Annotated in this window: 22 protein-coding genes; 4 read left to right on the top strand and 18 right to left on the bottom strand. The window is 57.1% G+C overall.

What is annotated here, in order from left to right; all coding sequences use genetic code 11:
* Window positions 1-133: 133 nt before the first annotated feature.
* Entirely contained in the window at window positions 134-3,082 is a 2,949-nt protein-coding gene (locus tag JWR17_RS04705) for a membrane-targeted effector domain-containing toxin (protein WP_299828789.1), read from the top strand.
* Window positions 3,083-3,255: 173 nt separating this feature from the next.
* On the opposite strand, the gene guaA is transcribed toward JWR17_RS04705, so the two are convergent.
* The 4 genes from guaA to JWR17_RS04685 all read right to left on the bottom strand — a co-directional run bounded on the left by guaA (window position 3,256) and on the right by JWR17_RS04685 (window position 8,210).
* The gene (gene guaA, locus JWR17_RS04700) at window positions 3,256-4,833 is read right to left on the bottom strand and encodes a glutamine-hydrolyzing GMP synthase (protein WP_299828787.1); all 1,578 of its coding nucleotides are present in this window, start codon (window positions 4,831-4,833) and stop codon (window positions 3,256-3,258) included.
* A 167-nt stretch (window positions 4,834-5,000) separates the two neighbouring features.
* The gene (gene guaB / locus JWR17_RS04695) at window positions 5,001-6,470 is read right to left on the bottom strand and encodes an IMP dehydrogenase (RefSeq protein WP_299828785.1); all 1,470 of its coding nucleotides are present in this window, start codon (window positions 6,468-6,470) and stop codon (window positions 5,001-5,003) included.
* Between the two features lie 341 nt (window positions 6,471-6,811).
* Window positions 6,812-7,360 carry a sugar ABC transporter ATPase gene (locus tag JWR17_RS04690; RefSeq protein ID WP_299828783.1) on the bottom strand — a complete coding sequence of 183 codons (549 nt, stop codon included), beginning with the start codon at window positions 7,358-7,360 and terminating at the stop codon, window positions 6,812-6,814.
* 58 nt (window positions 7,361-7,418) lie between these two features.
* Window positions 7,419-8,210, bottom strand: coding sequence for a sulfite exporter TauE/SafE family protein (locus tag JWR17_RS04685; RefSeq protein WP_299828781.1), 792 nt, complete (start codon window positions 8,208-8,210; stop codon window positions 7,419-7,421).
* A 168-nt stretch (window positions 8,211-8,378) separates the two neighbouring features.
* On the opposite strand from JWR17_RS04685, the gene xseA reads away from it, so the two are divergent.
* The 3 genes from xseA (at window position 8,379) to leuA (ending at window position 12,808) form a co-directional block, all read left to right on the top strand.
* Entirely contained in the window at window positions 8,379-9,758 is a 1,380-nt protein-coding gene (xseA, locus tag JWR17_RS04680; protein ID WP_299828875.1) for an exodeoxyribonuclease VII large subunit, read from the top strand.
* Window positions 9,759-9,822: 64 nt separating this feature from the next.
* Window positions 9,823-10,662, top strand: coding sequence for a M23 family metallopeptidase (locus tag JWR17_RS04675; RefSeq protein ID WP_299828873.1), 840 nt, complete (start codon window positions 9,823-9,825; stop codon window positions 10,660-10,662).
* Window positions 10,663-11,137: 475 nt separating this feature from the next.
* Window positions 11,138-12,808, top strand: coding sequence for a 2-isopropylmalate synthase (leuA, locus tag JWR17_RS04670; RefSeq protein ID WP_299828779.1), 1,671 nt, complete (start codon window positions 11,138-11,140; stop codon window positions 12,806-12,808).
* A gap of 166 nt (window positions 12,809-12,974) precedes the next feature.
* Here the strand turns inward: leuA and JWR17_RS04665 are convergent, their stop codons facing one another.
* The 14 genes from JWR17_RS04665 to JWR17_RS04600 form a co-directional block, all read right to left on the bottom strand.
* Window positions 12,975-13,766: an amidohydrolase gene (locus JWR17_RS04665; RefSeq protein WP_299828777.1), complete on the bottom strand. Its 792-nt coding sequence runs from the start codon at window positions 13,764-13,766 to the stop codon at window positions 12,975-12,977.
* On the bottom strand, window positions 13,754-14,902 hold the full coding sequence (locus JWR17_RS04660) for a pyridoxal phosphate-dependent aminotransferase (protein WP_299828775.1): 1,149 nt from the start codon (window positions 14,900-14,902) through the stop codon (window positions 13,754-13,756). Before JWR17_RS04660 ends, JWR17_RS04665 begins: the two co-directional genes overlap by 13 nt.
* Before the next feature lie 117 nt (window positions 14,903-15,019).
* Window positions 15,020-16,483 carry a ribosome biogenesis GTPase Der gene (der, locus tag JWR17_RS04655; protein ID WP_299828773.1) on the bottom strand — a complete coding sequence of 488 codons (1,464 nt, stop codon included), beginning with the start codon at window positions 16,481-16,483 and terminating at the stop codon, window positions 15,020-15,022.
* Between the two features lie 156 nt (window positions 16,484-16,639).
* On the bottom strand, window positions 16,640-17,794 hold the full coding sequence (bamB, locus tag JWR17_RS04650; RefSeq protein ID WP_299828771.1) for an outer membrane protein assembly factor BamB: 1,155 nt from the start codon (window positions 17,792-17,794) through the stop codon (window positions 16,640-16,642).
* The gene (locus tag JWR17_RS04645) at window positions 17,787-18,428 is read right to left on the bottom strand and encodes a tetratricopeptide repeat protein (RefSeq protein WP_299828770.1); all 642 of its coding nucleotides are present in this window, start codon (window positions 18,426-18,428) and stop codon (window positions 17,787-17,789) included. Before JWR17_RS04645 ends, bamB begins: the two co-directional genes overlap by 8 nt.
* Before the next feature lie 38 nt (window positions 18,429-18,466).
* Window positions 18,467-19,756 carry a histidine--tRNA ligase gene (gene hisS, locus JWR17_RS04640; protein WP_299828768.1) on the bottom strand — a complete coding sequence of 430 codons (1,290 nt, stop codon included), beginning with the start codon at window positions 19,754-19,756 and terminating at the stop codon, window positions 18,467-18,469.
* Window positions 19,757-19,789: 33 nt separating this feature from the next.
* Window positions 19,790-20,899 carry a flavodoxin-dependent (E)-4-hydroxy-3-methylbut-2-enyl-diphosphate synthase gene (gene ispG, locus JWR17_RS04635; protein WP_299828766.1) on the bottom strand — a complete coding sequence of 370 codons (1,110 nt, stop codon included), beginning with the start codon at window positions 20,897-20,899 and terminating at the stop codon, window positions 19,790-19,792.
* A gap of 3 nt (window positions 20,900-20,902) precedes the next feature.
* Window positions 20,903-21,883, bottom strand: a complete 981-nt coding sequence (locus tag JWR17_RS04630) for a RodZ family helix-turn-helix domain-containing protein (RefSeq protein ID WP_299828871.1) — start codon at window positions 21,881-21,883, stop codon at window positions 20,903-20,905.
* Entirely contained in the window at window positions 21,883-22,641 is a 759-nt protein-coding gene (gene pilW, locus JWR17_RS04625) for a type IV pilus biogenesis/stability protein PilW (protein WP_299828764.1), read from the bottom strand. The genes JWR17_RS04630 and pilW overlap by 1 nt, the downstream gene beginning before the upstream one ends.
* Window positions 22,642-22,655: 14 nt before the next feature.
* Entirely contained in the window at window positions 22,656-23,804 is a 1,149-nt protein-coding gene (gene rlmN / locus JWR17_RS04620) for a 23S rRNA (adenine(2503)-C(2))-methyltransferase RlmN (RefSeq protein WP_299828762.1), read from the bottom strand.
* 23 nt (window positions 23,805-23,827) lie between these two features.
* Window positions 23,828-24,259 carry a nucleoside-diphosphate kinase gene (gene ndk, locus JWR17_RS04615; protein ID WP_219061131.1) on the bottom strand — a complete coding sequence of 144 codons (432 nt, stop codon included), beginning with the start codon at window positions 24,257-24,259 and terminating at the stop codon, window positions 23,828-23,830.
* A gap of 92 nt (window positions 24,260-24,351) precedes the next feature.
* The gene (gene iscX, locus JWR17_RS04610; protein ID WP_299828760.1) at window positions 24,352-24,552 is read right to left on the bottom strand and encodes a Fe-S cluster assembly protein IscX; all 201 of its coding nucleotides are present in this window, start codon (window positions 24,550-24,552) and stop codon (window positions 24,352-24,354) included.
* 16 nt (window positions 24,553-24,568) lie between these two features.
* Complete coding sequence (gene fdx, locus JWR17_RS04605; RefSeq protein WP_299828758.1) at window positions 24,569-24,910, bottom strand: ISC system 2Fe-2S type ferredoxin; 342 nt, start codon at window positions 24,908-24,910, stop codon at window positions 24,569-24,571.
* 2 nt (window positions 24,911-24,912) lie between these two features.
* The coding region (locus JWR17_RS04600) for an Hsp70 family protein (RefSeq protein WP_299828756.1) at window positions 24,913-25,962 on the bottom strand (1,050 nt) is incomplete at its 5' end.

Genomic DNA, 25,962 nt, shown 5'->3' with positions numbered 1-25,962 from the left:
CGCTGATTCTTAGCGGGTTTTTTCGCAACAGCAGCACCCGTCTTACCCGTTACATATCCGATAAATACCTATTACTCAATGGGTAAAGACATCCGTCACGATGACGTTCCACCTTTATTCATGGATGAAGAACATGCTCTCGCCTGAAACAACTACAGCCTCAAACAACGCCACTGTAGACCAATCCGTCCTCCAGACTATTGCTGAAGACCTCGTCTGGAACTGCCCAGACATGCTGCAAATGGCCCGGGAAGCAGCCATCGAGATCCTCGAAAAACGCATCGGCGCGTTTATCGAACCCGATCATGTCTACTGGCACCGCTTCACTACTTCCGTCAGCAGCCCGCAGACATTCAACGGCTGGCAACACTACGATCCACCCATCGAATCCCTGACCCTCCCGCAGCTGGTGATGCGTCGATTTAACGCCCATGACCAAGATAACGTGCTCGACCTTCAAGTCATTGGCGGCTTCTATACAGCGGGTCCGTCGGCCAGGATATTCAATGAAACTAACGAAGTCAGGCTGCTGCCTGCCGACGTGCTTAATGACCTTTGGGAAATAGACTTCAGCGCTCGCTACTCGACGAAACTGAATGCTTTCTGGCAAAAATGCGCAGATGACTTCCGAACCATGGCTAAAGGCAACTTCCTCGCCAAAGCACTGGAAGAACGGGAAAGTGGCTCGCTGTCTGAAGCGAACTTTAACACCGTCGTTAAAGCCACCTGCGGCGAGGCCACCTGGCCGATGGGCATTCCTGAGCTCATGTCCGAGGCGTCTCCCGTCGATTCTCTGCGGGTTTGCAGCTTTGATATCGCCGGTATCGTCGCCAGCAATATCCTGCGTATCGTCGACCGGAACGGTCGGCAGCTGCTCTACGTGCCAGGCAATATTGACGCGTTTCATGGGTTTGAAACCCCGGACGATCTGCAGTGGTGGGTCATGTCGCAAACCAACCGAGCCACCAACCGCGCCGAGTTCATGGCGCACTTTCCTTTATCCAGCCATCTGGAAACTGACAGCGCCGTGGGCTTGAACCACATGATCGACTTGATGTTCAGCCAGTGGGGTGCGCCTGGCCCTGGTCTGATCAACCAAAACGATCACACCATTACCGGCGATGCGTTCACCTGGCTGCGCGACTCAGCGAAGGCTCGAATGACCGAGGACGCTTACGTCTCCCTGCACTCCAATGCTGACCTGAGAAAACAGATGTGGATCGGTTTTCTCGGCAATTTCTCGCGGATCGCTGGCGGACTGGCCGCACTGGATTGGCCGGTCGCGTTAGTAGCCGTCGGCGCTGGCGTTTCGAACACTGGCCTGAACATTGATCAAGCGGTCACTGGCCACACAACGGCTGAACGCAGGGCCGGAGTCATTGGTGCCATTCTCAGCGGTGTGGATACATTGTTTAACAGTCTGTTTCTAGTCGGCCTGGGTGGAGAGTCCGTAGAAGGCGAAGGCGCAGTGGACCCTGCGATACACGAAGTAGACGTTGGGCCGCCGCTGCCTGTCGACCACCCGGCCATCGCTGGTGAACTTGCAACCCTGGCGCCAGGACCGGTTTATCCGGTGGAAGCTGACGCGTTGTTGACGCCGTTCGAAACCAACGTACTGCTCGACGGTTATGTACCCTCAAGCGAGGGCAAGATGCTCGGCGTTTATGAGCTGGAAATGGGTCAAACCTATATCCCCATGAATGGCTTTGCGTACGCCGTACGCTACGTCAACGAGATGAAACGCTGGGTGATCATCGACCCGACCAACCCTTTCTCGTTTTACCGAAACTTACCCGTGGGTTTGAATGCTGCTGGCGAGTGGGAGCCCGTACTGGCTGGTGGACTTAAAGGTGGCGGTAAAATTTTTGGCAGAATGCCCTGGGGGCGGGCCGCCGCGGTGACGCCTGAGGTGGACCCTGTCGTTTATCCCTATGATGTATCGGACGTGGAAAAAGCAGATTTACGAGCCGGTGCCGAGGGTGCCGACCCCAAAGTACTCAGCGGTGAACGAGTAAATCTCGCCCCTGGCTGGCGTGACCCTTACGTGGCATTCAGGATAATTCGAAAGCGCTTGGCCGCAGACGTTTCTGCCTTTTTCGCCAACCCGGGATTACCCCCTCGGCCTGAAATCCCGGCGATAAAAGCCACGGCTAACAGCAAAGATATCTTTAAACAGATTTTCGAAAAATCGTCGGGCCTGGTCATCGGCGAAAATCATGCAAGCATTGGCAGCAAAAAATTGCTGATTGAGAGCATGCCGCAGCTGGCCAAGTTGAAGGTCAAGACGCTGTACATGGAGCATCTGCTAACAGATTTCCATCAGGTTGAGCTAGACGCGTTCTCCCGAACAGGGAGCATGCCCAAGGGCCTGAAACGGTATCTCAAGAGTTTGGATATCGGACACCGTACGGACCCCAGCGGCCAATTCACCTTTCTCGCGCTGGTCAAGGCGGCCAACGAACATCATATTCGCATCCGTGCCATCGACTGCATGGCCAGTTACAGGCTGGCAGGATTACCTGACCACACTAAAACGCTTCGCCAGCAAGCAATGAATTATTTTGCTCGGCTCGTCATCCGTGCCGATCAAACTGCTCACGGCGCTGGCAATTGGGTGGCGCTGGTTGGCAATAGCCACGCCAATACGTTCAAAGGCGTGCCCGGCGTAAGCGAACTAGAAGGCGCCATCGGTCTGCGAATTGAAGACGTCAGTAAAGGACGTTCCAGTGGCATCGAGGTTGACCCTGGCGCCGGTATGACTACTGCAATGGGGGCGAACGCCGGGTTTGTAAAAAGCGACCTGCGACTACAAATGGGAACGCGCCCAAGCGATACCCCACTGAGCATGGATAGCGACTGGTTGGTTCAGGCAGGCATGTTCACCATCGACAGCTCAACGGGTCAACCGGTCTTGATTCACCGCAGTGGAGAAAACGTGCTGGTTCGCACCCCCATCCAGTCCGAGGACGGGCATTTTTATATCCTGCGACCGAAATGGATCTACATCAGCGGCAGGCGCTATGACAGCGTTCGCCAACTGGTGGACGCGCTGACGTTGATGGGCATGACGTGGGTTCACTAGCCCGTTATTTATAGGCAAACCGCAATCCACATAAATGCAGAATGTGTAGGAACTGCAGAAGGCTGCGATTGGATCGGTACGACCTTCAGCGGTATCACCCGCAGCTACGCTGCGAGCCGTAAAAAAAACCGCTGATCAAAAATCAGCGGTTTTTTTGCGACATCTATTGGAGATCATTCCCACTCAATGGTCGCTGGCGGTTTGCTCGACACGTCGTAGGTGACGCGGGAGATGCCTTCGATTTCATTGATGATACGGCCGCTGACAACCTCAAGCAGCTCGTAGGGCAGGTGCGCCCAGCGTGCGGTCATGAAGTCGATGGTTTCAACGGCGCGCAGGGCAACGACCCATGCGTAGCGACGAGCATCGCCCACCACGCCGACCGATTTCACTGGCTGGAACACCACGAACGCTTGGCTGACTTTGTGATACCAGTCGGCCTTGCGCAGTTCTTCGATGAAGATATGGTCAGCACGACGCAACAGGTCGGCGTATTCCTTTTTCACTTCACCGAGAATCCGCACGCCCAGGCCTGGACCAGGGAATGGGTGACGGTAAACCATGTCGTAAGGCAGACCGAGTTCGAGGCCCAAACGACGGACTTCATCCTTGAACAGTTCGCGCAGTGGCTCGACCAGCTTGAGGTTCATCTCGTCCGGCAAACCGCCCACGTTGTGGTGCGACTTGATCACATGGGCCTTGCCGCTTTTCGCGCCAGCCGACTCGATCACGTCCGGGTAGATGGTGCCTTGGGCCAGGTACTTGATGTTGTCCAGCTTGCAGGATTCGGCGTCGAACACATCGATGAAGGTACGACCGATGATTTTGCGCTTCTTCTCTGGGTCGCTTTCGCCTGCCAGGTTGCCGAGGAACTGGTCCGCAGCGTTGGCCCGAATCACTTTGACTCCCATGTTCTCGGCGAACATGGCCATCACTTGCTCGCCTTCATGCAAGCGCAACAAGCCGTTGTCGACAAACACGCAGGTCAGCTGATCGCCGATGGCTTTGTGCAGCAGGGCGGCGACTACCGAAGAATCCACGCCCCCAGACAGGCCGAGCAGTACGTTGTCGGTGCCCACTTGAGCGCGAATGCTGGCGATGGCGTCGTCAGCGATATGCGATGGCGTCCACAGCGCTTCGCAGCCGCAGATGTCGAGGATAAAGCGCGACAGAATGCGCCCGCCCTGCTTGGTGTGGGTCACTTCCGGGTGGAACTGCACGCCGTAGTAGCCGCGTGTGTCATCGGCCATGCCAGCGATCGGGCAGCTTGGGGTGCTGGCCAACAGATGGAAGCCTTCTGGAATTTCAGTGACTTTATCGCCATGGCTCATCCAGACGTCGAGGCCGAGAACACCGTCGAGGTCTATGTGATCTTCGATGCCATCAAGGATGCGGCTTTTGCCGACTACATCAACACGGGCGTAACCGAACTCGCGCATCTCGGAGCCTTGCACGCGACCGCCCAACTGCTCGGCCATGGTCTGCATGCCGTAGCAGATGCCGAAGATGGGAACGTTCAGGTCGAAACACGCTTGCGGCGCCCGTGGGCTGCCCGCTTCATGAACAGACTCCGGGCCGCCAGCGAGGATGATCCCGCGCGGATTGAATTCGCGGATCGCTTCATCGTCCATGTCGAACGGATGTAGCTCGCAATACACACCAATTTCTCGCACACGACGGGCGATCAGTTGGGTGTACTGCGAACCGAAGTCGAGGATCAGAATGCGGTGGGCGTGAATGTCGAGGGCCATGACTCTTCTCTCGTGGAATTCGGAAATAACACGGGGCTGCTAAAGCAGCCCCGATTACCCGTGGGACCGAATCCATTCGCGAAGCGGACGACACGGTTTGTCTGGCAGACCGTGTTGTTGCTTTTTCGCGAATGACTTCGCTCCTGCAGGGACAGCTAATTGCGTTGTTAGCCGACGCGGTAGTTCGGCGCTTCTTTGGTGATCTGCACGTCATGGACGTGGGACTCAGCCATCCCGGCACCGGTAATACGCACAAATTCTGGCTTGGTGCGCATTTCTTCGATGTCGGCGCTGCCGGTGTAGCCCATGGAGGAACGCAGGCCACCCATCAGTTGGTGAACGATGGCGGTCAACGAGCCTTTATAGGCAACGCGGCCTTCGATGCCTTCAGGCACCAGCTTCTCGGCGCCTTCCGAAGAATCCTGGAAGTAACGGTCCGACGAGCCCTGAACCTGGGACATGGCGCCCAGCGAACCCATGCCGCGGTAGGCCTTGTACGAGCGACCCTGGAACAGTTCGATTTCTCCGGGAGCCTCTTCGGTACCGGCAAACATCGAACCCATCATGACGCTGGAAGCGCCGGCGACGATGGCTTTGGACAGGTCGCCCGAGTAACGGATGCCGCCGTCGGCGATCAACGGAACGCCGGTGCCTTCAAGGGCAGCGGCCACGTTGGCGATGGCGCTGATTTGCGGGACGCCTACACCGGCGACGATGCGCGTAGTGCAAATGGAGCCAGGACCGATGCCGACCTTTACCGCGTCAGCGCCAGCGGCAACCAATGCCTTGGCGGCAGCGCCAGTGGCGATGTTGCCGCCAATGACTTGTACGTCGGGGAAGTTTTCCTTGACCCAGCGGACGCGGTCAATAACACCTTTGGAATGTCCGTGGGCAGTGTCGACCACCACTACATCAACGCCTGCCAGCACCAGGGCCGCAACGCGTTCGCCAGTGTCTTTGCCGGTGCCGACTGCAGCGCCGACGCGCAGGCGACCCTGGTCATCCTTGCTGGCCAATGGATAGGCCTTGGCTTTTTCGATGTCCTTGACCGTCATCATGCCTTTGAGCGCGAAACTGGCGTCGACGATCAGGACTTTTTCCAGACGATGCTTGTGCAGCAATTCACGCACTTCGTACTTGTCGGCGCCTTCACGCACGGTGACCAAACGCTCTTTAGGCGTCATCACTTCGCGGACCTTGGCGTCCAGACGGTTTTCGAAGCGCACGTCGCGGGACGTCACGATGCCGACCAGGTCGCCATCGTGCAGTACAGGTACGCCGGAAATGTTGTGCAGGCGCGTCAGTTCGAAGAGGTCACGAACCGTGGCGTCGGCCTCGATGGTGATTGGGTCTTTCACGACGCCCGCTTCGAACTTCTTGACCTTGCGCACTTCGGCAGCTTGCTGCTCGATGGTCATGTTCTTGTGGATAATGCCGATGCCGCCTTCCTGAGCCATGGCAATTGCCAATCGGGCTTCGGTCACGGTATCCATTGCGGCCGAAACCAGCGGAATGTTGAGCTCGATGCCACGTGTCAAACGTGTCTTCAAACTAACTTCGTTAGGAAGTACCTCGGAATAACCGGGCACTAAGAGAATGTCGTCGAAGGTTAGAGCTTCTTGGCTGATACGCAGCATGCGGGGGCTCCCGAGCGGGAAATTGGAAGCGCGCCATTATACCCAGACAGACCCTTCGGCTCAATGTAAACCTTGGGCTATTATTCATTGAGCTCCAGAGCGGTCATTTACGCTCGTTTGCGATACCCAATCTTCGACGCGTGCCGTCGAGCCGCAAATACGGACACTGTAGCAACTGTGTTCTCACGTCAGCTGCGCAGCAGTCGTAATCCAGCGAATGTATATTCTTCCGTTAGAACTGCGTTCGGCACCTGGACCGCTTCGCGCTCCATCGCCGGCAAGCGCTCTCCTACAAATACCTTTAATTTCAATAACTTATTGGTTTTTTAGAGGTGCGCCAGTCAGAGCTCAACCTTGACCCACGCCACCGGGTTGTCCAGCCAATCGGCGAATTCGTCGATGAAGTCCTGTTTGAATCCGGCTTCAGCCCAGTTGTTGAAAATAAAGCCCAGGTTGGAAAACGCGCAGGGCTGCAAGAACAGGAACCCGTTGATGTCGTCTTCGTGCCCGCATTCCGGGCAGACGAAGTTGTCGGTGCGCCCTGGCATCCAGTCTTCCAGGCTTTCGAACAGCGCTTCGCCGACTTCTTTACGGCACTCGGCGCAGCCTGCTTCTTCTAAAAACCCCTTGGCCGGTGTGTAAATGCAGCGATGGGTGATGACTTCCAGGCCATTGACCGGCTCATTGAACGGCAAGGCTTCCGGGTGCAATACGACGCTGGCCGCGCCCGGCGCAATGGCATGGGCCATGCGATTACCGCTGCGGCCACAGGTGGTCGGCGCTTCTTCGACGATATTTTTGCGCACCAGCCAACGCACGATAGCCCGCGCCCGGGGTTCATGAACCGCCAGCGTGGAGATTTTCGGGACGATGATGCTTTGCGAATTCATGCTACTGCCTGTTGTGACGCGTTAAGAACCCGGCAGCTTAATCCCTCGCGAGGTCAGGTCAAGTGCCGGCTGTTAGAGAAATATAGCGGCCAATCAGCGCAATACCGCTGGCCAATACCAACCATGTGATCAATCGCACAAACGCCTCGCGGGACAGCTTGTTGGTCAGGGAGCGGCCGATCCAAGAGCCCAATGCCATCGCCGGAAACAGGCATGCGGCCAATAACAACAAGGAAACATCCGCATAAACCCCGGCGATGATGAATAAGCTTAAACGCACGATGGTACTGCAACTGATCAGCGCGGCTTGGGTGGCCCGCACTTGCTCCTTGGAGGATAAGCGGCTATTGAGGTAGATCGCATATAAGAAGCCGCCACTGCCAAACAGTGCGCCGAACAACCCGCCCACAGTACCCATCGGTATCGCCCAACCTACCGCGAGCTGAGCCGGGCGTGCCTTGATCAGCAGGGTGTACAGGGCATAGGTGGTGATAAACAGCCCCATCAACAACAGCAACACATTGGACTGAAGGTTAAGCAGAAACACCACGCCCAGGGTGCAGCCTACCGCCATGCATGGCAGCAAGCGCAACAGTTCGGCTTTGACCAGGGATTTGCGCGAAGGCAGCAGGTTGCCGAACGCTGCAATGAAGTCCAGCAACACCAGCAACGGAATGATCCGGGACAGCGGCATGAAGTTGATTAACACCGGCCCAGCGATCAGGGCAGTGCCGAACCCGGCAATGCCGAACACGATATAAGCCCCTACGACGCCCAGTTCAATCAACACCCAGTCAAGCGGCGTAAAAGCCAGGTGATTGAACAGCGTGGCGATATCGGAAAAGACCATGGGAGCACGTCCGTGAATGCAGGGGCGCTGACTGTAGCAAGGTTCAGCTTCCCTGTAGGAACCAACGTGTTGGCGAGAATATGAATAGGGTCTGCCTGAAACGCCGCCTCGCCAACAAGTTGGCTCCTACAGAGGATCACGTTGCCTGCTCCGTGTATCATGCCGGGCATGATCAAAGACCCCTTCGCAAGACTCGGCCTCGACCGGGAAGTCCTCACTGTCAGCCAACTGAACGGCCGCGCGCGTGTGCTGCTGGAGGATGTGTTCAGCAATATTTGGGTTGAGGGTGAAATCTCTAACCTGTCTCGTCCCGCGTCTGGCCATGTGTACTTCACGCTAAAGGACAGTGGCGCCCAGGTGCGTTGCGCGCTGTTCCGGCAGAACGCGGCACGGGTTCGTCAGGTGTTGAAAGACGGCCTGGCAGTGAAGGTCCGGGGCAAAGTCTCGCTGTTCGAAGGCCGTGGCGACTACCAGTTGATTCTCGACACCGTTGAGCCTGCTGGCGAAGGTGCGTTGCGCCTGGCTTTCGATGCGTTGAAAGAAAAGCTCAGTGCCGAAGGGCTGTTCAGCGCCGAACGTAAAGTGCCGCTGCCGTTACACCCGCAGCGTATCGGCATTATCAGCTCGCCAACCGGCGCGGTGATTCGCGACATCATTAGCGTGTTTCGCCGACGTGCGCCGCAGGTCCGGCTAACGTTGATCCCCACCGCGGTGCAAGGTCGCGAGGCCATCGCGCAAATCGTGCGAGCGCTGAAACTGGCCGATGCCCAAGGTTTCGACGCCCTGATCCTGGCCCGAGGCGGCGGCTCGCTGGAAGATTTGTGGTGTTTCAACGAGGAAGCCGTGGCCAGGGCGATTGACGCCTGTGTCACGCCAATCGTCAGCGCCGTCGGGCACGAAACCGATGTCTCGATCAGCGACTTCGTCGCCGACATACGCGCCCCGACACCGTCAGCCGCCGCAGAACTGCTTGCCCCAGACACCAGCGATCTGCATCGCCGCGTCGATAGCTTGAAACGCCGCTTGGTGGCGCGGATTCAAGACCGCCTGATGCGTGACCGGTTACGTCTGGAAGGCATGTCACGACGCCTGCGTCATCCCGGCGAACGCCTGCGGCAACAGGCGCAGCGCCTGGATGACCTGGACATGCGCCTGCGTCGAGCCTTTGAACAAAACGCCCATAAACGCACGGTACGCCTGGCGCATCTGGAATCTCGCCTTGCCGCGCAACATCCAGGGCGCACGTTGGCGTTTTTGAAGCAGCGCCTGGACGGCTTGTCCGAACGCTTGCCCAGGGCCATGCGTGAAACCCTTAAAACCCGTCGCTTACAACTACAAAGTCAGGTGCAGACCTTAAACGTGGTCAGCCCGCTGGCTACCTTGAGTCGCGGGTATAGCATTTTGCTCGATGAGCGCGGCCATGCCATTCGCAGTGCAGAACAAACCCACAACGGTCAGCGTTTGAAAGCGCGGTTGGGCGAAGGTGAATTGCACGTACGGGTCGAAGATAACCATTTGGCCCCGGTCACCCTGTCCCTGTTGGACTGATGCTTTAGAAATAGAAAGCTTACAAACAGAAAGCTTAGAGATGAAAAGCCTGGATATGAAAGTGATGCTGCGTTTTATTACCCCGATTGTTGCTCTGCTTCTGGCCTTACCGGCCCACGCTGCGCCCGACAGTTATATAGATCGGCTGCTAAACAAGCCGGTGCCCGGCGGCGTCGCGGTGGTTGACCTCGGCCCCAGCGCGCAAACGCCACAGGCCAGCTATCAAGGCAAACCGGTGTTAGTGGTTAAGCAGGAGGCACGTTGGGTGGCGATAATCGGTGTGCCATTGACGATTAAACCTGGCAGTCAGCAAATCACCGCGAAAACCTCTAGCGGCACCCGCACCCTGCCCTTCACCGTCGGATTCAAGGCTTACCCGGAGCAGCACATCACGCTGAAAAATCAGCGTCAGGTCAATCCGAATCCGGCTGACTTGAAACGTATCGATGGCGAGCTGGCCGAGCAGATCCGCGCCTATCGCAGCTTTTCGCCGGGCACGCCGAGCAATCTATTGTTGGACAAACCAGTGAATGGCCCGCTCTCCAGCAAATTCGGCGTGCGGCGCTTCTTTAATGGTGAGGAGCGTAACCCCCACGCCGGGCTGGACTTTGCCGTGCCGGCAGGTACGCCAATCAAATCGCCCGCTGCGGGCAGAGTGATCTTGATCGGCAATTACTTCTTCAATGGCAACACAGTGTTCGTCGACCACGGTCAAGGGTTCATCAGCATGTTCTGCCACATGTCGAAGATCGACGTGAAGGTCGGCGACAACGTGCCACGGGGCGGCGTGGTAGGCCGTGTTGGCTCGACGGGCCGCGCGACTGGCCCGCACATGCATTGGAACGTTAGCTTGAATGATGCACGGGTTGATCCGGCGATTTTTATTGGGGCGTTTCAGCCTTGATGATTCCGGCCCTTCCCGATGAATGAATTCGGCTCCATACATATCCGCGACCTTCCGTGGAGCCAACTCGTTGGCGATATCAACAGCACCGCGGTGTTCCAGATGAACCGCGCTGCCTGTTTCGCCAACACGTTGGCTCCTACAGAGGATCGCGACTTAACTGTGCGGCCGATTGCTAAGGGCCGTTGCGTTACGCAATAACCCCGCACTCCAACGGGAATCAACGCAATAAAAATCGATAAAACCACCCCGCTCAAGATTTTCTATCAAATTTTCACCGCTGCTTGCCAACATTCACCTCAGTGAGTACGGTTAGAGCATGAATACTCCTCAGACCCTCATCCTGTTGCGCCAACACAGCTGCCTTAGCCTGGTCAGTGCACGACTGCCACGCTAATCGCTGTGCCTCGACGCAACCCTCTTTTGCTACAACGGTAGGCCGCCTTTTTCCGGCCAGTACACAAAAGGATTTCCCATGACCATGCTCAACGACCCGTCGACCAAGTACCGCGCGTTTCCAACCATCGATCTGCCTGATCGTACCTGGCCGTCAAAAACTATCACTACGGCGCCTATCTGGTGCAGCTCTGACTTGCGCGACGGTAATCAATCGCTGATCGAGCCAATGGATGCGGTTAAAAAACTGCGTTTCTGGAAGACCCTGGTTGCAGTAGGCGTCAAGGAGATCGAAGCCTCGTTCCCGGCCGCATCGCAGACCGACTTTGATTTCGTTCGCACGCTGATCGAAGGCAATCACATCCCGGACGACACCACCATTCAGGTGCTGACCCAAGGCCGCGAAGACCTGATCCAGCGTACCTTCGAATCCCTGCGCGGCGCGAAGAAGGCCATTGTTCACCTGTATAACGCGACGTCGCCGTCGTTCCGCCGCATTGTCTTTAACCAAGACAAAGAAGGCGTGAAGGAAATTGCCGTCAGTGCTGCCAAGCTGTTCGTCAAATTTGCCGCCGAGCAGCCTGAGACGCAATGGACCTTCGAATACTCACCGGAAACCTTCAGCGCCACCGAACTCGACTTCGCCAAAGAAGTCTGTGATGCGGTGATCGAGGTGTGGAATCCAACGCCGCAGAACAAGGTCATCCTTAACCTGCCGGCGACCGTTGAAGTCGCAACACCGAACATTTATGCCGATCAGATCGAGTGGTTCGGTCGTCATATCAACCGCCGCGACAGCGTGTTGATCAGCCTGCACACCCACAACGACCGTGGCACTGGCGTTGCCGCCACTGAGCTGGGCCTGATGGCTGGCGCCGACCGCGTTGAAGGTTGCCTGTTCGGTAACGGCGAGCGCACCGGCAACGTCGATCTGGTGACCTTGGCGCTGAACCTCTACACCCAAGGCATCAATCCGCAGTTGGACTTCTCCGATATCGATGGCGTGCGTAAGGTCGTTGAGGAGTGCAACCAGATTCCGGTTCACCCTCGTCATCCCTATGTAGGCGACCTGGTGCATACCGCATTCTCTGGCTCGCACCAGGACGCGATTCGCAAGGGTTTCACTCAGCAACAGCCGGACACCCTGTGGGAAGTGCCTTACCTGCCAATCGACCCGGCTGACATCGGCCGTAGTTACGAAGCGGTTATTCGGGTCAACAGTCAGTCCGGCAAAGGCGGTATCGCTTACCTGCTGGAACAGGAATACGGCATTAGCCTGCCGCGCCGGATGCAGATCGAGTTCAGCCAGGTGGTTCAAGGCGAAACCGACCGTCTGGGCCTGGAAATGACTGCGCAGCAGATCTACAGCTTGCTGCACCGGGAATATCTGCAAGCCAACACCCCGTATGCCCTGCTCAGCCACAAGCTGCAGGAAGAGAATGGCCACAGCGCCGTGGATGCCGAGGTCCATTGCGAAGGTGAAACCCAACACTGGCGCGGTAAGGGCAAAGGCGCACTGGAAGCGCTGGTCGCCGGGCTGCCGGTGTCCGTGGAAATCATGGACTACAACGAACACGCGATTGGTGCCGGAACCACGGCCAAAGCGGCGGCTTACATCGAGCTGCGGGTTAACGGTGATCGTGCGGTGCATGGTGTGGGTGTCGATGAGAACATCACCACCGCAAGCTTCCGCGCGCTGTTCAGCGCCCTGAACCGGTCGCTGTGCCTGGCTGAAGCCAAAGCGGCTTGATCTAAACGCCTGAAATACAAAACGGCCCTGGAGTGCAAGCTTCAGCGCCGTTTTTATGTGCATGTATTTTTTAGGAGCTGCCGAAGGCGGTGTACCTGAGCCACCGCATCAAGCCATTCGCGAACAAGTTCGCTCCCACCGAATGAACCGCGCCCCAAAAAAACACCTATTTCAGCTCAAACACATCCGCATCGAGGTTGGCCGGGAAGCGCGTGCGGTAGGCGGCCAGGTCGGCGGCGTTGAGGCTGACGTGAAACACGCCATCGGCTTCGCCGGCATTCAATAAGCTCTCGCCCTGGAAGTCAAAAACGTGGCTGTCGCCGGTATACGCAAATCCTTTGCCGTCAACACCCACCCTGTTGACCGCCGCGACATAGCACAGGTTTTCGATGGCCCGCGCCGGTAGCAGGCGGTTCCAATGCAAACGTCGGGCGCCGGGCCAGTTGGCGGTATATAGCAGCAAATCGGTGTCTTGCGGATCGCGACTCCACACCGGAAAACGCAGGTCATAGCAAATCAGCGGGCGGATTCGCCAGCCTTTCAATTCGAACTGCACCTGGCGCTCACCAGGGGTGTAGTGCTTGTGCTCGCCCGCCATGCGGAACAGATGGCGCTTGTCGTAATGCAGCATTTCTCCGTCAGGCCGTGCCCACAGCAGGCGATTACGATGGCTGCCGTCAGCAGCACGAATAATCACGCTGCCAGTCATCACAGCGTTGAGCTTTTTCGCCTGGGCCAACATCCAGCTCGTCGTAGGACCCTGCTCAGGTTCTGCCTGGGCTTCGGATTCCATGGTGAAACCGGTGGTAAACATCTCTGGCAGCACGACCAAATCAGCACCCATGGCCTGATCAAGCAGCAGCTCGAAATGGTCGAGGTTCGCTTGGCGGTTATGCCACACCAGCGTGGTCTGCACCAAGGCTATGTTTAGGTCGGGTAACTCGCTTAGATCGCGCATAGTTTTGTGGCTGCCTGACGCAGCGTCTCCTCGCGTTTGGCGAAGCACAGTCGAACAAGCCGCTGGCCCTGCGGCGGGGACTGGTAGAACACCGAAACAGGAATGCTCGCGACCCCATACTCCCGGGTCATCCACAGCGACATATCGACGTCATTCAGGTCCGGACGAATCTGTGAATAATCCACCAACTGAAAGTACGTGCCGCCTACACGCTCGAACGTGAAGCGCGACGGCCCAAGCAAATCACAGAATAGATCACGCTTGGCCTGATAGAACGCAGGCAGCTCTTCCACATGCTCGGGACACTCGGCCATGAAATCAGCCAGGGCGTATTGCAGTGGCGTCACTCCGCAAAAGCTCACGTACTGATGAATCTTGCGTAGCTCCGCAGTCAGTGCCGGTGGCGCGACCACATAGCCGGTCTTCCAGCCGGTGACGTGGTAGGTCTTGCCGAATGAGCTAACCACAAAAGCACGCTGATACAGTTCTTCATGGGCCAGGATACTGACGTGCTTCGCCCCGTCGAACACCAGGTGTTCATACACTTCGTCGCTGACCAGATAGATATCGCGGTTGGCGATCAGCGCAGCCAGTTGATCGAGTTCAGCCCGAGTAATCAGCGCGCCCGTCGGGTTGTGTGGGCTGTTGAGAATGATCATTCGGGTACGCGGGCTGATAGCCTCGGCGAGCTTCTGCCAATCAATTGCGAAGTCGCCAGCACTCAGCTGCACGTGCACGCAGCGACCACCGGCGAGTTCGGCGCAAGGTTCATAGCTGTCGTAACACGGGTCGAACACAATCACTTCATCGCCGGGATGAATCACCGTCTGGATCGCGCAAAAAATAGCCTGGGTCGCGCCAGGCGTGATGGTGACTTCAGTGTCGGCGTCCACCTGACGGCCATAACTGCGAGCGATCTTCGCCGCAACTTGCTGGCGCAGCGCTGGCAGGCCCGTCATAGGCGAATATTGGTTGTGGCCTTCAGCGATATGGCGCCCCACGGCATCGCGCAGCGACTGCGGGCCGTCGAAATCCGGAAACCCTTGGGACAGATTGATCGCGCCCGTTTGCGTGGCGAGCTGTGACATGGTGGTGAAGATGGTGGTGCCGACGTTCGGCAGTTTACTGGTGATCATCGGCTAATACCTTGCTGGCCCCGACTCTACGGGGCGCGGAAGACAGCAGGATAGCCCATACGACGCGCATAAAAAAAGGCGCCATTGGCGCCTTTCTTGAGAAAGTCCGTTACACAATCAGCGCTTATCTTTGCGCTTTTTGTCGGCTTTCTTGTGGTGCGACATCATCCGACGCTTCTTGTTGACCTGACGGTCTGTCAGCGTGTTCTTGTTGCCTTCGTACGGGTTCTCGCCGCCCTTGAACTCGATCCGGATTGGCGTACCGACCAGCTTCAACACACGACGGTAAGTATTTTCCAGATAACGGACATAGGACTTTGGAACTTTCTCGACCTGGTTACCGTGGATCACGATCAATGGCGGGTTGGCACCACCCAAGTGCGCGTAGCGCAGTTTGATGCGGCGGCTGCCCACCATCGGCGGTGCGTGCTCGCTGACTGCGTCTTCGAGAATCTGGGTCAGACGGTTAGTCGGCCAGCGAGTAACCGCAGACTTGAACGAGTTCTGCACCGACTGGTAAAGGTTGCCCACGCCCGTGCCGTGCAGGGCCGAGATGAAGTGGATATCGGCAAAGTCGACGAAGAACAGTCGACGTTGCAGCTCGACCTTCACGAAGTCGCGCTCGCTGGGCGTCATGCCGTCCCACTTGTTCAATGCGATAACCAGTGCACGACCTGATTCAAGCACGAAACCCAACAGGTTGAGGTCGTGATCGACCACGCCTTCACGGGAGTCCATCACGAACACCACGACGTTGGAGTCTTTGATCGCTTGCAGGGTTTTGACTACCGAGAACTTTTCAACTTCCTCATGGACCTTGCCGCGCTTACGCACACCAGCAGTGTCAATCAGCGTGTACTTCTCGTCATTACGCTGAAACGGGATGTAGATGCTGTCACGGGTAGTGCCAGGCTCGTCATAAACGATAACCCGGTCTTCACCCAGCATGCGGTTAACCAGTGTCGATTTACCGACGTTAGGGCGGCCGATGATCGCGATCTTGATGCCGTCTTTTTCGCTCGGGCCAGGGATGCGCTTGGCTTCCTGTCCTTCTTCAACGTGTTCTTCGTCGATTTCTTCTTCAGGGTCTTTCGGGAATTCGCCCAAGGCGATTTCCAGCATCTGCGTGATGCCACGACCGTGCGCGCCGGCAATCGGGATTGCATCGCCCATGCCCAGCGGACTGAATTCTGCGCGGGCCATCTCTGGGTCGATGTTGTCGACCTTGTTGGCAACCACGTAGGAACGCTTGCCACGCTTGCGCAAATGCTCGCCAATCATCTGGTCGGCAGCGGTGAAACCGGCGCGGGCATCTACCAGGAACAACACAACATCGGCTTCTTCGATGGCCAGCAGCGACTGCTCGGCCATCTTTTCGTCCATGCCGTGCTCATCACCAGAAATACCGCCGGTGTCGACCAGAATGTAGGAACGCCCTTGCCATTTGGCCTCGCCGTACTGGCGATCACGGGTCAGACCGGACAGATCGCCGACGATAGCGTCGCGAGTCCTGGTCAGGCGGTTGAATAAGGTGGACTTGCCGACGTTCGGTCGACCCACCAGGGCGATTACGGGAACCATGCGGCTCTCCACTTCGTTATTTCAGAAAATACAAAGGCCGCTGCAGGGCAGCGGCCGGTGTTCGGAGCGGCACGTAAAGTGCCGCGAGCCTTGCCAGAGCAAGGTTACGAGAGGCCTTCTGCGTCAAGCATAAACAGCGACCTCACGCCTGGACAGTTACTGCTTGATCTTCAGGGCTTCCAGCTTGCCGCTGTTACCAAACACATAAATGGTGTCGCCATCGACCAATGGACGGGCACGCAAGCCATCGCCATCGATTTTTTCACGGCCTACGAAACGCCCATCGACCTGGCTCAACAGGTGCAAATAGCCTTCCATATCGCCGACGGCTACGTAGCTGGAAAACACTTCCGGCGCACCCAACTGGCGACGAGCCAACGAATCGTTGCTCCACAGAGCAGTCGTCGAACGCTCATCGATGCCTTGAACGGTGCCGGTTGCCAAACTTACGTAAACGCTACCAAACCCTTGGGCAACGCCTGAGTAACTGGAGGCGTCACGCTGCCAAAGTATACGACCGCTTTCCAGATCCAGAGCGGCAACGCGGCCCTGATAGGTAGCGACATAGAGTTTGTCAGCCGACAGCAACAGACCGCCATCGATATCGACAACCCGATCAAGTTCCGAGCGACCTTGTGGAATCGCTACCCGCTGTTCCCAGATCGGCACGCCATTACTGGTATTCAGCGCTACAACCTTACCCGTCGACAGACCTGCCAACGCGAGGTGGTTAGTGACGATCGGGGCACCCGTACCGCGCAACGTCAGCACCGCAGGGGTGCTTTCGTAAATCCAGCGCTGGTTACCGGTGGCAGCGTCGTAGCCGATGACACGGTCATCCTGGGTCTGAACGACCACTACATCGCCATTGGTAGCCGGGGCTGACAGAATTTCGCTGGTAGCGTGAGCAGTCCACTTGATGTCACCCGTAGTGGCGTCCAGAACAACGACTTCACCTTTGAGCGTCCCGAGCATGAGCATGCCATAGCCCGAGCCAATGGCGCCGGACACTGGTAACTCAAGGTCCTTCTTCCACTCCACGTCACCGGTATTGCGGTCCAGCGACATGACAACGCCTTTAACGTCAGCGGCATAGAGATGCTCGCCATCGATGGCCGGGGTCAAGATGTTATAGATGTCGCCCTGACCGTCACCGATTGAACGACTCCATATTTTTTGCAAAACAACTTCTTCTTTGAAGTCAGTCAGCTCGGCTGGTGGCAGTTCTTTTTTACCGTTGCTGCTGCAACCCGCGGCCAAAATGGCCAAGGCCAGCAATGCTGCATGTTTCCAACGCATCACGTCACGCATCCCCTTTCGCCAAGTCGTCGAGCTTCATTTGTAGGCCACCCACTGCCGCTTCTTCAGACAGCGCGGATTTGGCTTTTAGATAAGCAGCGTGAGCATCGTCGGTGCGGCCCAGCTGCACCAGCAAGTCACCTTTGAGCTCTTCGCGACTGGCGAGGAACGCTTTATCAGCATCGCCATCGAGCAGTTTCAGCGCGTCATCAGCCTTGTTTTGTGCCGCCAGTACGCGAGCCAGTCGCTGGCGCGCCACTTCACCCAGCGTGTCACTCACCGGCTTGTCGACTACGGCTTTGAGTTCTGCAGCGGCGTCATCCAGCTTGCCGGTATCCACCGCCACCTTGGCAACAAACAGGCTGCCATATTGAGCGTAAGCCGTGCCGCCGAATTCGCTTTTCAGCTTGCCGGCGATGTCGGCAACGCGGGCGGCGTCCGGCTGACCATCCGGGGTCAACGTGGTTTCCAGCAACGCCTGATACAGCATTGATGCGCCTTGGGACTGATTGTTTTGATAGCGGTGCCAAGCCTGCCAGCCAAGTACCAGGATCGCCGCGACCAAACAGCCGGTGACCAAGGGTTTGCCGTTACGCTGCCACCAGTCTTTCATCACTGCCAGCTCATCATCTTCGGTACTCGACACCCCAATACTCCTTTTTACTAAATCGGCTGTTATCAGCTTCAACCCTGCACAACGCAGGAGGCCAGGTGCTCTGACAGAGCATCCCAGGCAATATTTTGTTGTTCGCCCTGGCCACGCAGGGGTTTGACACCAACCACTTGCTGAGCCAACTCGTCGTCACCCAGGATCAGGGTATACAACGCACCGCTCTTGTCGGCTTTTTTGAATTGGCTTTTGAAACTGCCAGCGCCGGCATTCACCTGCAACCGCAGGTTCGGCAACTGGTCACGCAAACGCTCGGTCAGCGCCAATGCGGCCACTTCGGCCGCTTCGCCGAAGGCGCACAGGTAGACATCGACCTGACGCGAGATTTCTTCTGGAATTTGCCCCAGGGTTTCCAGCAGCAATACCAGCCGCTCGATACCCATCGCAAAGCCAACACCGCTGGTAGGCTTGCCACCCATTTGCTCGACCAGACCGTCATAACGGCCACCGGCACACACGGTGCCCTGGGCGCCCAATTGGTCAGTGACCCATTCGAAGACGGTCTTGCTGTAGTAATCAAGCCCGCGAACCAGCTTGGGGTTGATCACGAACGGTATACCCGCTGCGTCCAGACGGGCCTTGAGCCCATCAAAGTGGATGCGCGACTCGTCGTCCAGGTAATCCGCCAGCTTCGGCGCATCGACCAGCACCGCCTGAGTCTCAGGGTTTTTGCTGTCGAGAACGCGCAAAGGGTTCGTCTTCAATCGACGCTGGCTGTCTTCGTCAAGCTCGCTCAAGCGTGACGACAGAAACTCCACCAGGGCTTCGCGATAACGGCCGCGCGCTTCGCTGGTGCCCAGGCTGTTGAGTTCCAGTTTGACTGCACCGCGAATACCCAGCAAACCCCACAGGCGCCAGGTGAGTACTATCAGCTCAGCGTCGATGTCCGGACCGTCGAGGTTGAAAACTTCCACGCCGATCTGGTGAAACTGACGATAGCGGCCTTTTTGCGGACGCTCGTGGCGAAACATCGGGCCGATGTACCACAATTTTTGAACCTGACCGCCACCGGTAATCCCGTGTTCAAGCACCGCGCGTACACACGCAGCAGTGCCTTCAGGGCGCAGGGTCAGGGAGTCACCGTTGCGGTCTTCGAAGGTGTACATCTCTTTTTCGACGATGTCGGTCACTTCGCCGATAGAGCGCTTGAACAGCTCGGTGAATTCGACGATCGGCATACGGATCTGGCGATAACCGTAGTTATCCAGCAGCCGTGAAACCGTGCTTTCGAAATAGCGCCACAGCGGCGTCTGATCCGGCAGGATGTCGTTCATGCCGCGAATGGCTTGCAGAGACTTGCTCACAAAAAATCCTTAAAAACTAAATTAGCCGCACGTTTAGCCGCGCGCGATAAGCGCTGCGTCGGCTTCGACTTTCTCGGCCGCTCTCTGCCGGATCAAGCGTTCAAGCTCGTCCACCAGATTGTCATTGGTCAGTTTCTGCGCTGGCTTGCCGTCGATGTAGATCAGGTTCGGCGTACCACCGGTAAGGCCGATATGCGCCTCTTTGGCTTCGCCCGGACCGTTGACCACACAACCGATCACTGCGACATCAAGCGGCACCAACAGATCTTCAAGGCGCGTTTCCAGTTCGTTCATGGTTTTGACCACATCGAAATTCTGCCGCGAGCAGCTCGGGCAGGCGATGAAGTTGATACCACGGGAACGAAGGTGCAACGATTTGAGGATGTCGTAGCCGACTTTCACCTCTTCGACCGGGTCAGCGGCCAACGAGATGCGGATAGTATCGCCAATTCCTTCGGCGAGCAGCATACCTAGGCCCACCGCAGATTTCACGGTGCCTGAACGTAAACCACCGGCTTCGGTAATACCAAGGTGCAACGGTTGGCTGATTTGCTGGGACAGCAGTCGATAAGCGGCCACCGCCATGAACACGTCGCTGGCCTTGACGCTGACTTTGAAATCCTGAAAATCCAGGCGGTCCAGATGCTCGACATGGCGCAATGCGGACTCAACCAAGGCAGCCGGTGTCGGCTCGCCGTATTTTTTCTGCAGGTCTTTTTCCAATGAACCCGCGTTGACGCCGATTCGGATTGGAATGCCACGGTCCCGGGCGGCGCTTACCACTGCGCGCACACGGTCTTCGCGACCAATATTGCCTGGATTGATCCGCAAGCAATCGACGCCCAGTTCCGCAACGCGCAACGCAATCTTGTAATCGAAGTGGATATCGGCAACCAACGGCACTTTGACCAATTGCTTGATCCGGCCAAACGCCTCGGCGGCGTCCATGTCCGGCACTGAGATCCGGACAATATCGACGCCCGCAGCTTCCAGACGATTGATCTGCGCAACAGTCGCCGCAACGTCATTGGTGTCGCTGTTGGTCATGCTCTGCACGGCAATAGGGGCGTCACCGCCCACCGGAACCGAGCCGACCCAGATTTTACGTGTTTCGCGACGCTTGATTGGGGATTCGCCGTGCATGACTTATTGCCCTAATTTTAGGCGAGCAGTTTCGCCAGAGGAATAAGGGGCCAGATCAACGGCCTGGCCGTTATAGGTCACCTGGACACCGCGGGCAAAGCCCAGCCGCAGGGTAAGTGGTGGTTTGCCGCTGACGTCCAGGTTCTCACCCTTACGCTTGACACCGCTGAGCAGCACTTTGCCATTGCCGTCGGTCACCTGGGTCCAGCAATCGGCAGAAAAGTTCAGATTGACCAAACCGGCACCGGCAACAGGTACCGCAGGTGTGCTTGGCGCCGTCACTGGCGTAGTAGTGGCCGGGGTTGGCGCAACGGTGGTGGTCGGCGTCACAGGAACCACATGGACCGGTGCTGCAGGCACGGTGCTGGCTGGCGCGACAACCGGTGGCACAGTGGGTGCGACTTCGGCAGTTTGATTGCCAGCCGGAAGCGGCAGTGAAGAAGTGGAACCTTGAGCTTGTACTACGGCCTGGTCTTCAGGCTCATCCAGCGGATGAATTTGCGTGGTGCCGTCCGCACTTTCGACTTCGACGTGTTCCAGGTTGGTGCTGACGGGGTCCTTGCCACGCATGGACGCCTGGTCCTGCCACCAGAAAAAACCGGCGCCAACCAGCACGACCAGCAACAACAGGCTGACAATGCGCAAAATGTTATGGGACAAACGCACCGGCTCTTCGATACGGCCGAGGCTGTGGACATTACTGCCCTGGGAATCGGTCCCGGTGTAATGATCGAATTGCTGAACCAGTGCGGTCTGGTCAAGGCCAAGCAGTTTCGCGTAGGCACGAATATAACCGCGGGCGAAGGTATTCCCAGGCAGTTTGTCAAAGTTACCGGTTTCGACATTGCTCAACGATGTCACGGTGAGGTTGAGCCTCGAAGCGACATCTGGCAGCGACCAGTTTTTACTCTCGCGTCCCTTGCGCAGGGTTTCACCAGGATTCACGCGAATGGCTGCTACAACTTCAGGATGCGCCGCTTTCATCATTGCTCCGCCTGGTATTGCTGATATTCCGGCGAACCGGGATAGAGTCTTTTTAGTTGCAAGCCATAGCTGGCCGCCTTGTTGCGATCGTCGTAACGTTTAGCCAATCGCACACCGAGTAATAGACTACGTGCATTTTGATCGCTCAGTTGGCTAAAACGGTCGTAATAGTCACGCGAGGGCACATAATGCCCGTCTTCGTAAGACAACTCAGCCATTTCCAGCAGCGTCCGCGGCTGTCGAGGGTTCAACCCCAAGGCCTTGGTGAAGTAAGTCAGGGCCTCGTCACGCTGACCCAGCTTCATTGAGGTCATCCCCAGGCTCTCGAAAACTCTGGAACGCTCGGGATACAGCGTGTCGGCGGCCGCTTGCTGAAAACGCTGATAAGCGTCTTTATAGCGCTTTTGTTCGTAGAGAAAACTGCCGTAATTATTCAGGATTCGCGCATCGCCGGGACGTGCCGACAGCGCCTTGAGAAACTGCTTGTCGGCCAGTTCCGGCTCCATTTCGGCCTGAAAGACCAACGCCAACGCTGCATTGGCGTCAGCGTCCGAGCTGTCCATGTCCAGCGCTTTTTTCAGCGGGACTTTGGCCAGTTCGGTTTGCCCTTGCTGTAAATACCCAACACCCAATTGCACGTAGGCCAGGCGCGCCTCATCCCGGCCCTTGCTGGTGCTCAACGGGTTGACGTTGCCCGATGACACACAGCCGACCAGCACGTTAACCAAACACAGCATCAGCGCAGTGCGCAGGCTCATGAACATAATCCCGATCAGTTTTGCGTCGCGGCGCTTTGGACCGGATCGGCCTCGGCACTCAACTCACGCACGGCAATATAACGTTCGCTGCGGCGAGTGCGGTCGTTGACCATGCCCACCAACTGGCCACACGCAGCGTCGATATCTTCGCCACGGGTGGTGCGCACAGTGACGTTGTAACCGGCCTGATGCAACTGATCCTGGAAGCGGCGGATCGCGTTGTTGCTTGGGCGTTCGTAGCCCGAGTGCGGGAACGGGTTGAACGGGATCAGGTTGATCTTGCAAGGGATGTCCTTGAGCAGTTCAGCCATTTCAATGGCGTGCTCAACCTTGTCGTTAATGTCTTTCAACATCGTGTATTCGATGGTCAATACGCGTTTTTCGCCCAACGACGCCATATAGCGCTGGCAAGACTCCAGCAAAACCTTAAGCGGATACTTCTTGTTGATCGGTACCAACTGGCTGCGCAGCGCATCGTTAGGTGCGTGCAGCGACAACGCCAGGGAAACGTCGACGTGCTTGGACAGTTCGTCGATCATCGGGACCACACCGGAGGTGGACAACGTCACCCGGCGCTTGGAAATGCCATAACCCAGATCATCCATCATCAATTGCATGGCGGAAATGACATTGTCGAAATTGAGCAGCGGCTCGCCCATGCCCATCATCACCACGTTGGTAATGGCACGGTCGACCGTAGCAGGAACACTGCCAAACGATTTATTGGCAATCCACACCTGACCGATCACTTCGGCGGCGGTGAGGTTGCTATTGAAGCCTTGTTTGCCGGTGGAGCAAAAACTGCAATCCAGCGCACAGCCCGCCTGGGACGAAACGCACAACGTACCGCGCTTGCCCTGGGGAATGTAAACGGTCTCGACGCAGCTACCGGACTCCACCCGAACTACCCATTTACGGGTGCCATCGGTGGAGATGTCCTCGCTGACCACTTCGGGACCGCGAACCTCAGCGCAGACCTTGAGCTTTTCGCGCAAGACCTTGCTGACGTTCGTCATGGCGTCGAAATCTCCGACGCCAAAATGGTGAATCCACTTCATTACCTGACCGGCACGAAAACGCTTCTCCCCGATCGAGTCGAAGAATTTTTCCATTTCCGGTTGAGTCAGACCCAACAGGTTGGTTTTGCCAGTCGATGTTGTCATTTTTTCACCCTCACTCATTAGCCTTAGGCTTTACGAGCGGTTACTTCGGTAGCGGCGAAGAAGTAAGCGATTTCACGTGCAGCAGCGGCTTCGGAGTCCGAACCGTGTACAGCGTTGGCGTCGATGGAATCAGCGAAGTCAGCACGGATAGTGCCTGCAGCTGCTTCTTTAGGGTTGGTAGCGCCCATCAGTTCGCGGTTTTTGGCAATGGCGTTTTCGCCTTCCAGAACCTGAACGACAACCGGACCGGAGATCATGAACGCAACCAGGTCGCCGAAGAAGCCACGAGCGCTGTGCTCAGCGTAGAAACCTTCAGCTTCAGCCTTGGACAGCTGCTTCATTTTCGAAGCGACGACTTGCAGACCAGCTTTTTCAAAACGAGTGACGATCTCGCCAATTACGTTTTTAGCAACGGCGTCAGGCTTGATGATGGAGAAAGTACGTTGAACAGCCATGGGTGTAACTCCAGAAACGGTGATTAATGCGAAAAATTAAACCCGCGAATTATACGCGGGTTTAGGGTTATTGCCTAACGGTGCAAAACGGTTCAGTCCAGCTCTTCGATCCAGGCTGCTTGAATCGCTTCAAGAACCTTCTCGCCGCCGCGCGTCGGATCGTCGCTGAATTCTGGCAGAGCCAGTACCCAGCGCTGCAGATCGACGAAGTTCACGAAGCGCGGATCGACATCCGGCTTGCTTTCAGCGAGCTGGATTGCGATTTCCAGCACATCAACCCATTTAAGACTCATGAAACAATTCCTTGAATCAATGCGCCGCTTCGGCCGCATGGTTGAGCGAATATTTCGGAATTTCGACCGTCAGGTCTTCAGTGCCGACAAGGGCCTGACAGCCCAGGCGGGACTGTGCCTCCAGCCCCCAGGCGCGATCAAGGAAATCTTCTTCCAGTTCGTCCGCTTCTTCCAGCGAATCAAACCCTTCGCGAATGATGCAGTGGCATGTGGTGCAGGCGCAGACACCGCCGCAGGCGCTTTCCATCTCGATATGGTGCTCATGCGCCAGCTCAAGGATCGACGTGCCGGGCTCGGCCTCGACCACCATGCCATCCGGGCAAAACTTTTCATGTGGCAGAAAAATGACCTGCGGCATCGTTATTCCTCAATCTCATTCAGATTGCGCCCCGCCAGCGCGGCTTTCACCGTCGAGTCCAGGCGTCGGGCAGCAAAGGCATCGGTCACTTGCGACAGACGCTTGGTCTGTTGCTCGATGGCAAAGCCATCGGTGCCCTGCATCAATTCGGTCAGTTCCTGCATTTGCAGCTCGATGACCATACGTTCTTCGGCATCGAGCAAGCGATCACCGTCGGCCTCCAGCGCGCCCTGTACGGCTTCGATCAGGCGCTGAGCGTCGACTTGCTGCTCACGCAGCACGCGAGCCACCTTGTCGTCACTGGCGTGCTGGAACGAATCCTTGAGCATGCGGGCAATTTCGCCGTCGGTCAGACCGTAGGACGGCTTGACCTGGATGCTCGACTCGATACCCGAACCCAGCTCGCGAGCAGCAACGCTGAGCAAGCCATCGGCATCGACCTGGAAGGTGACACGGATTTTCGCCGCGCCCGCCACCATCGCCGGAATACCACGCAATTCGAAGCGTGCCAGGGAACGGCAGTCGCTGATCAGCTCGCGTTCGCCTTGCAGCACATGAATCATCATGGCTGACTGGCCATCTTTATAAGTGGTGAAATCCTGGGCACGGGCGACTGGAATGGTGGTATTGCGTGGGATCACCTTCTCCATCAGCCCGCCCATGGTTTCCAGCCCCAGAGACAGCGGGATGACATCAAGCAACAATAACTCTTCGCCATCGCGCTTGTTGCCTGCCAGAGTATCGGCCTGAATCGCAGCACCAATGGCGACTACTTGATCCGGATCGATTTCGGTCAGCGGCTGGCGACCAAACAACTCAGCAACCGCTTCACGGACACGAGGCACACGGGTCGAACCGCCAACCATGACCACTGCTTCAACATCTTCAATCTCAATACCCGCATCGCGAACCGCACGACGGCAGGCTTTCAGACTGCGAGCGAGCATGGGCTCCAGCATCGCATCGAAAGCCTGGCGGGTTAAAACTGAGTGCCAATCGCCGTGCGCAACCTCAGCCGAATCAACTTCAGTCAGCGCTTCTTTGGCGGCACA

This window comes from Pseudomonas sp. (assembly GCF_028293835.1).
In the GTDB taxonomy this organism is placed as follows: domain Bacteria; phylum Pseudomonadota; class Gammaproteobacteria; order Pseudomonadales; family Pseudomonadaceae; genus Aquipseudomonas.
The sequence above is the reverse complement of the archived record's forward strand: the minus strand, read 5'-3'. Positions and strand labels throughout refer to the sequence as shown.

Bases quoted from the DNA above. Each gene is read 5' to 3' on its own strand.
- JWR17_RS04665 (WP_299828777.1), bottom strand. From the start codon at position 13,766: ATGCGCGATCTAAGCGAGTTACCCGACCTAAACATAGCCTTGGTGCAG.
- bamB (WP_299828771.1), bottom strand. From the start codon at position 17,794: ATGCGTGACGTGATGCGTTGGAAACATGCAGCATTGCTGGCCTTGGCC.
- guaB (WP_299828785.1), bottom strand. From the start codon at position 6,470: ATGCTGCGTATCAGCCAAGAAGCTCTAACCTTCGACGACATTCTCTTA.
- JWR17_RS04660 (WP_299828775.1), bottom strand. From the start codon at position 14,902: ATGATCACCAGTAAACTGCCGAACGTCGGCACCACCATCTTCACCACC.
- ndk (WP_219061131.1), bottom strand. From the start codon at position 24,259: ATGGCTGTTCAACGTACTTTCTCCATCATCAAGCCTGACGCCGTTGCT.
- leuA (WP_299828779.1), top strand. From the start codon at position 11,138: ATGACCATGCTCAACGACCCGTCGACCAAGTACCGCGCGTTTCCAACC.
- xseA (WP_299828875.1), top strand. From the start codon at position 8,379: ATGATCAAAGACCCCTTCGCAAGACTCGGCCTCGACCGGGAAGTCCTC.
- der (WP_299828773.1), bottom strand. From the start codon at position 16,483: ATGGTTCCCGTAATCGCCCTGGTGGGTCGACCGAACGTCGGCAAGTCC.
- guaA (WP_299828787.1), bottom strand. From the start codon at position 4,833: ATGGCCCTCGACATTCACGCCCACCGCATTCTGATCCTCGACTTCGGT.
- JWR17_RS04685 (WP_299828781.1), bottom strand. From the start codon at position 8,210: ATGGTCTTTTCCGATATCGCCACGCTGTTCAATCACCTGGCTTTTACG.
- iscX (WP_299828760.1), bottom strand. From the start codon at position 24,552: ATGAGTCTTAAATGGGTTGATGTGCTGGAAATCGCAATCCAGCTCGCT.
- JWR17_RS04675 (WP_299828873.1), top strand. From the start codon at position 9,823: ATGCTGCGTTTTATTACCCCGATTGTTGCTCTGCTTCTGGCCTTACCG.
- rlmN (WP_299828762.1), bottom strand. From the start codon at position 23,804: ATGACAACATCGACTGGCAAAACCAACCTGTTGGGTCTGACTCAACCG.
- JWR17_RS04690 (WP_299828783.1), bottom strand. From the start codon at position 7,360: ATGAATTCGCAAAGCATCATCGTCCCGAAAATCTCCACGCTGGCGGTT.
- JWR17_RS04630 (WP_299828871.1), bottom strand. From the start codon at position 21,883: ATGAAAGCGGCGCATCCTGAAGTTGTAGCAGCCATTCGCGTGAATCCT.
- ispG (WP_299828766.1), bottom strand. From the start codon at position 20,899: ATGCACGGCGAATCCCCAATCAAGCGTCGCGAAACACGTAAAATCTGG.
- JWR17_RS04705 (WP_299828789.1), top strand. From the start codon at position 134: ATGCTCTCGCCTGAAACAACTACAGCCTCAAACAACGCCACTGTAGAC.
- pilW (WP_299828764.1), bottom strand. From the start codon at position 22,641: ATGAGCCTGCGCACTGCGCTGATGCTGTGTTTGGTTAACGTGCTGGTC.
- fdx (WP_299828758.1), bottom strand. From the start codon at position 24,910: ATGCCGCAGGTCATTTTTCTGCCACATGAAAAGTTTTGCCCGGATGGC.